Genomic DNA, 522 nt, shown 5'->3' with positions numbered 1-522 from the left:
TTCAACAATATTAACCAGTCCAAAGTCTCACGCATGCTGAGCAAGTTTGGCGCCGTGCGCACCCGCAACGCCAAACAGGAGATGGTCTACTGCCTGCCCGCCGAACTTGGGGTCCCGACGGCTGGCAGCCCGCTGAAAAACTTAGTACTGGATGTCGACCATAACCAGTCTATGATAGTGGTCCGTACCAGCCCAGGGGCTGCCCAGCTAATCGCCAGACTACTGGACTCCATCGGCAAGCCCGAAGGCATACTGGGCACTATCGCCGGTGACGACACTATCTTCATCAGCCCTTCCAACATTCAGGAAGTGGACAAGACACTCGAGACGGTCAAGTCGCTGTTTAATTACGCCGATTAACCCACTTCTCAAGGATGGCCCAGGCCATTCACCCAAGAGACACCCTTTGACTGTTTAGCAAAGGGTGTCTTTTTTTTATCCCTGTTTTACTCGAGTTTTACCTAGATTTTACTCACGCTCAAATTGAATACTATATATCCAATAGGATACACTGAGTCCAAA

Annotated in this window: 1 protein-coding gene; it reads left to right on the top strand. The window is 50.4% G+C overall.

Annotation, left to right across the window (positions count from 1 at the left end; all coding sequences use genetic code 11):
- Positions 1 to 360, top strand: a 360-nt coding sequence (gene argR / locus F2B26_RS17815) for a transcriptional regulator ArgR (protein WP_159811251.1), incomplete at its 5' end; no start/stop codon positions are given.
- Positions 361 to 522 lie beyond the last annotated feature (162 nt).

The sequence above is a fragment of the Cellulomonas citrea genome, assembly GCF_009829685.1.
Lineage (GTDB): Bacteria > Actinomycetota > Actinomycetes > Actinomycetales > Cellulomonadaceae > Cellulomonas > Cellulomonas citrea.
This window is presented reverse-complemented; position numbering and strand designations above follow the sequence as displayed.